Below are 5,134 nucleotides of genomic sequence, written 5' to 3' on the forward strand. Positions count from 1 at the left end.
CCATCAAGTCGCGCATCGCGCTGGAGCCGCAATGGCCGCCCATTCGGTGTGGATAGGTGTCGAGCAATGACTCGGACATTGTCATGGTCTCCCTAGTGGTGGTGGACACTGTGCGACGGGATCTGGCCGACAGGTGGTGGCACGGGTGTTCGAGCGGGCAGTAACCTGCGGCGGTAGCCCGCCGGAGCGCACACTATGCGCGGAATGCGTCGGACGGAGCTGGCCGTCCCGAGAAGATCAGAGGGCCGTAGGCATGCCGCAGGCCCGCCAGGATTTCCTCGAGGGGCAAGTCGTTGTAGACGCCGCGTTCGTGCACGTACTCCATGTGCGCGGAGCCGTCCGCCGCGTGCGCGTGAAACAACGCGTCGCGATCGCCGGTGAAGTCGATAGGTGGGACCCCGAATCGAGTGCACAATTCAATGTTGAACGCGGGTGTAGCTTTCAACCAGCGCCCCTCGATGTAGACGTGGCTGTATCCGTGATATACGAAGACGTCGGTTCCCATGAGTTCGCGCAGCGCGTCGGTCTGCAGATGATTGCGTACATCAGCGAAGCCGAGCCGGGCCGGTATGTTTGCCGCGCGGAACGCGGCTGTCAGTACGACCGCTTTGGGTACGCAGTACCCACGTCCGGACTCGATGACATGGCTGGCCCGGTAATGATCGGGCTTGTCAGAGACGGTGTAGGGGTCGTAACGGATCTGGTCTCGGACTGCGGCGAAGAGGCGCCGCGCCTTCTCGCGATCGGTGTCCGCGTCGCCGACCGCGTCTTGGGTGAAGGCCTGCACGGTCGCGTGATGGATGTCGAGGAAGGTCGATGCTGTGAGCGCCGCCGCCGGCCTTTCCGCTGCCGCGGGTGATGTGGTCATGGTGTGGCTCCGATCAGTTCGGACCTGTCGAGCGACGAACGCTGTGCGATCGTACGCTTCGCGTTCATGAAATCCTTGGGTCTGTTGACGCAGTCCGCGGCGATCAGCTCGCCGTCGTTGAAGTAGTAACAGGTGAAGTCACGGTCGTGGTCAGGGTCACCGCTGACCAGTACCTCGTCGTACCCGGTGTTGAGCCCGGCGATCTGCAGCTTCAGATCGTATTGATCGGACCAGAACCAAGGCAGCGCGGTGAGACCGGCTTCGTTGCCGCAGATGGTCGCTGCCGCGACCTTGGCCTGCTCGGTGGCGGCCGCCACACATTCGAGGCGGACGCGCCTGTCGTACCGTGCGATCCGTTGGTTGACGCAGTCGCCGGCGGCGACGATGTCGGGGTCGCTGGTGCGTGCATGGTCGTCGACGATGACTCCGTCGTCAACCTCGAGGCCCGCGGCGACCGCGAGATCCGTGTTGGGAATGATGCCGACACCGACGATGACGAGGTCCGCGGCCAGGGTCTCACCGTCGGCGAGCACCACCTCTTCGACTCGCCCCTCCCCGCGAAAACCCTCGACCAACGCGCTGGTGCGAACATCGACACCCTCGGTCCGGTGGGTACGGTCGAAAAACCTCGAGACCACCGGCGCGGTCACCCGCTCGAGCACGCGTTCCGCAGCCTCGAGAACAGTGACGTCCACACCCTGAGCTCGAAGTGAGGCGGCCGTCTCCAGGCCGATATAGCCGCCGCCGACGATGACGGCCCGGCAACCTGGCACCACCGCGGCACGGATGGCCTCGACGTCGGTGGCGGTGCGCAAGTAGTGGACGCCCGTCAACTCGGCGCCCGGAACGGTCAGCGCGCGGGCGCGCGCGCCGGTGCACAGTGCCAGCGTGGCGTAAGACACCACGTCTCCACTGTTGAGGGTGACGGTGTGCGCGGAACGGTTGATCGCCGTCGCCGTTCCGTCCACGAGCTCGATCCGCTGCTTGTCGTAGAACTGACGTCCGCGGATCGCGCAGTCATCAAGCTGTGATGCACCTGCCAGGTATGCCTTGGACAGCGGTGGACGCTGGTAGGGGAGCCTGCCCTCGTCGCCGATCAGCAAGACATCCCCGGCCCATTTCTCCTTTCGGAGAGCGCCCGCGAGTTGGACGCCGGCGTGGCTCGCGCCGAGGATGACGACCTGATCAGCCGTCACATTTCCCCCTTGGGGGTCAGGCGAACCATCATCTTGCTGATCCCACGGACAAAGTTCGATTGCACGTACTCCGGCTCACCCACCACCTCGATGTTGTCGAAGCGAGGGAGGAGCTCCTCCCACAGGATGCGTAGCTGGAGCTCGGCGAGCCGGTTGCCCATGCAGCGGTGTACACCGAAACCGAACGCGATGTGGTTGCGGGCGTTGGCCCGGTCGATGATGAGCTCGTCTGGACGCTCGAAGACGCGCTCGTCTCGGTTGCCCGAGGCGTACCACATCACCACCTTGTCACCCTTGCGGATGAACTGGCCGCCGAGCATGACGTCCTTCTTGGCGACCCTGCGCATGTAAGCAAGAGGGGTCTGCCAGCGGATGATCTCCGACACCGCGTTGGGGATGAGGTCGGGGTTGGCCTTGAGCTTCTCGAACTGCTCGGGGTATTCGTTGAGGGCCAGCACTCCGCCGCTCATGGAGTTGCGGGTCGTGTCATTGCCGCCGACGATCAGCAGCACGAGGTTACCGAGGAACTCCATGGGGCGATCGTCGAGGAGGTTCTTGGTGTCCTCGTTGCTTTGCAGCATGGTGATGAGGTCGAAGCCAGGCTCTTCGCCGGCCACGGTACGTGCCGCCTTGTCCCGCCACAGCGAACTCAGGCCTTGCGCCATCGCGACCATCTCACGGAAGACCCTGTCGTTGTCCGAGGGGCCGCCGTTGGCCTGCTCCATCGAGGTCGCGAGGTCGGACCATTCGACCAGCTTGTGCCGCTTGTCGTAAGGGAAGTCAAGTAGCGTCGCGAGCATGCGTGCAGTGAGTTCGATCGACACAGTCTGGACCCAGTCAAACGGCTCGTTGAGTGGGAGGCCGTCGAGGACTTCGCGGACGCGCGCGCGGATGAGCCCCTCCATCTCACGAAGGTTCTTCGGAGCCACCACGCCCTGCACTGCGGCGCGCTGCTTGTCGTGCCGGGGCGGATCCATCGCGATGAACATCGCGATGTCCATGAAACGCGGGGGCCTGCCGATGATGATGAACGGTTCGGCGGAGAACGCCTCGTGATTCTTGTCGACCGCGATGATGTCGGCGTGTCGCGTGACCGACCAGAACGGACCGAAGGGGCTCTCCGAACGGAAGTGCACCGGCGCCTCGTTGCGGACACGCTCGAAGTACGAGCGCCACATACCCTGGCGATACAGGAACGGGTTACTCAGGTCGATTTCGGCGAGATCGACCTCGTCCACCGGCGGGATCGGGGTCTCGGTGAAGATCTTCTGGCCGTCGGTCCTTGTGACGATTCGGCGGGTCTTGTCATAGACATGCGCCCCCCGGATCTGAAGGTCGATCGGGATCATTGATTGCGCCTTCTCGGCGACGGTGGCTGCGATGCTCATGATTGCATTCCTTCGTCGTTGCGGGTCAGAGTTGGAATTCCGGGAGGCGAACAGTCAGGCCGTCCCACTCCTCAGTCGCGATCATCTGGCAGGACAGCCGCGAGGTTCCTTCCCGTTCCGGATGCATGCTCAGCATCTCTTCCTCGCCCTCGCCGCTGCGCCCGACGGTCTTGATCCACGCCGGGTCGACAATGACGTGACACGTACCGCAGGCCGCTTCGCCACCACAATCACCGTCGATGCCGGGGACGGCTTCGTCGACGGCGGTCTGCATGAGCGACTTCCCCTCCACGAGATCGGCTTCGTAGTCGTCTCCATCGTGGGTGATGTATGTGATCGTGGCCATGGCCACCTCCTTGCACGTATGAGGTTCCCCTTGAGTGTGAATGTGCGGATCCCGACCGATCCATGTGTGAACGTCGCAATCTGTTGTTAATCTGGCTCACGTGACCCTCGGTGAATCCGGTGTGCCCCCGTTGGCGTTTGCACAGCTTCTCGACAGCGGTGCGCTGGGCACGGAGGCGACGAGCGCATTCGGTCGGATAATGGCCCAGGAGGGCACCGACCTCAGAACGTTGATCACGCAAGAAGCGCAGGTGCCGATGCAATGGTTTCATGACGTGTATCCGACGATGGGGCCGCACGACGGGTTTCGGCTGGGCCTCGCATTCGCTGAGCACGCTCAGCTGACCTCCTTCGGTCCACTGAGCCTGCCGCTGGTCAGTGCCGGGTCGGTCGTTGACATCGTCGAGTTGCTTCGTTTTCTGCCGTTGATCTCGACGGCGCTAAGTGCGGACTTTCATCATGGCGCCAGTGGTCTTACCATCGGTCTCGCAGGGCGCACCGACAGCGCGGGTACCGACTGCTTTGCCGTCACTTATGGGGGCCTGACCGTTCTGCGTCTGGTGAAAATACTCACAGGAGATGTGTCCTCAGCAGAGTTACACCTGACCTGCCCGGCGCCGACCGAGCCGCTGAACGTGGGAGAGATAGGGCATCGAGTCGTCTTCGATGCGCCAGCGTCATTTGTTCGCATACCAGCCGAGGCGCTTCATGAGGTGTGCCGCTTTTCCGATCCCGTCGCCTACCGGATCGGTACCGCCGAACTGCGACGGCTCTGCGATCAGCGGCGTCACAACTCGTACACGCAGCGCGTCCGAGCCCAGTTTGATGCAGACCCTGCTCGAGTCAACGCTAGTCGGATCGCAGCAGAGCTGTCGGTATCGGTAAGCACACTCAAACGGCACCTACACGCCGAGGGCACCACCCTGCGCCGCCTACGACAGCAATTCATGCAGGAGCACGCCATCCTCCGACTTCTCGATCCCGGCGTCGGAATCGGCCAGATTGCTACCGAACTGGGGTACTGCGACGTCGCAAGCTTTTCTCATGCGTTTGCTCGGTGGGTCGGCTGCTCCCCGTCGCAGTTTCGACTTCGACGTGCACGCCCGCCAGCCGCATGAATGCTCGACCAGCCCAATCGGGGCGTCAGCTGATTACACCACAACGAATTTCGCGACTGGTTCATAACGTTTCGATACGGTAACCCGGGCCCGCCCCGTCCGAAGCGCACGGTCGTTACAAGTCAGCCAGCATCGCCTACGCGGCAATTCTCAGCCACACCTCAACGTCTGCCGCCTCGCCGAGGACACCAGCCGGTTCGTTCTAGCCACCGTTATGGC

The 5,134-nt window shown here is 63.1% G+C and carries 5 protein-coding genes; 1 reads left to right on the forward strand and 4 read right to left on the reverse strand.

From position 1 onward, the window contains the following. Positions 1–193: 193 nt before the first annotated feature. The 4 genes from AMD30_RS23980 to AMD30_RS23995 are packed head-to-tail and all read right to left on the reverse strand — an operon-like array spanning position 194 to position 3,798. Entirely contained in the window at positions 194–868 is a 675-nt protein-coding gene (locus AMD30_RS23980; protein WP_005195131.1) for a transglutaminase-like domain-containing protein, read from the reverse strand. Then, entirely contained in the window at positions 865–2,064 is a 1,200-nt protein-coding gene (locus AMD30_RS23985; protein ID WP_005195132.1) for an NAD(P)/FAD-dependent oxidoreductase, read from the reverse strand. The genes AMD30_RS23980 and AMD30_RS23985 overlap by 4 nt, the downstream gene beginning before the upstream one ends. Further along, entirely contained in the window at positions 2,061–3,452 is a 1,392-nt protein-coding gene (locus AMD30_RS23990; protein WP_005195133.1) for a cytochrome P450, read from the reverse strand. Before AMD30_RS23990 ends, AMD30_RS23985 begins: the two co-directional genes overlap by 4 nt. 25 nt (positions 3,453–3,477) lie before the next feature. Continuing rightward, positions 3,478–3,798, reverse strand: coding sequence for a 2Fe-2S iron-sulfur cluster-binding protein (locus AMD30_RS23995; RefSeq protein WP_005195134.1), 321 nt, complete (start codon positions 3,796–3,798; stop codon positions 3,478–3,480). A gap of 100 nt (positions 3,799–3,898) precedes the next feature. Between AMD30_RS23995 and AMD30_RS24000 the strand changes: the two genes are divergently transcribed. Further along, on the forward strand, positions 3,899–4,915 hold the full coding sequence (locus AMD30_RS24000; protein ID WP_005195135.1) for a helix-turn-helix domain-containing protein: 1,017 nt from the start codon (positions 3,899–3,901) through the stop codon (positions 4,913–4,915). The last annotated feature ends 219 nt before the right edge of the window (positions 4,916–5,134 follow it).

Source organism: Gordonia sp. HS-NH1 (assembly GCF_001418765.1).
In the GTDB taxonomy this organism is placed as follows: Bacteria; Actinomycetota; Actinomycetes; order Mycobacteriales; family Mycobacteriaceae; genus Gordonia.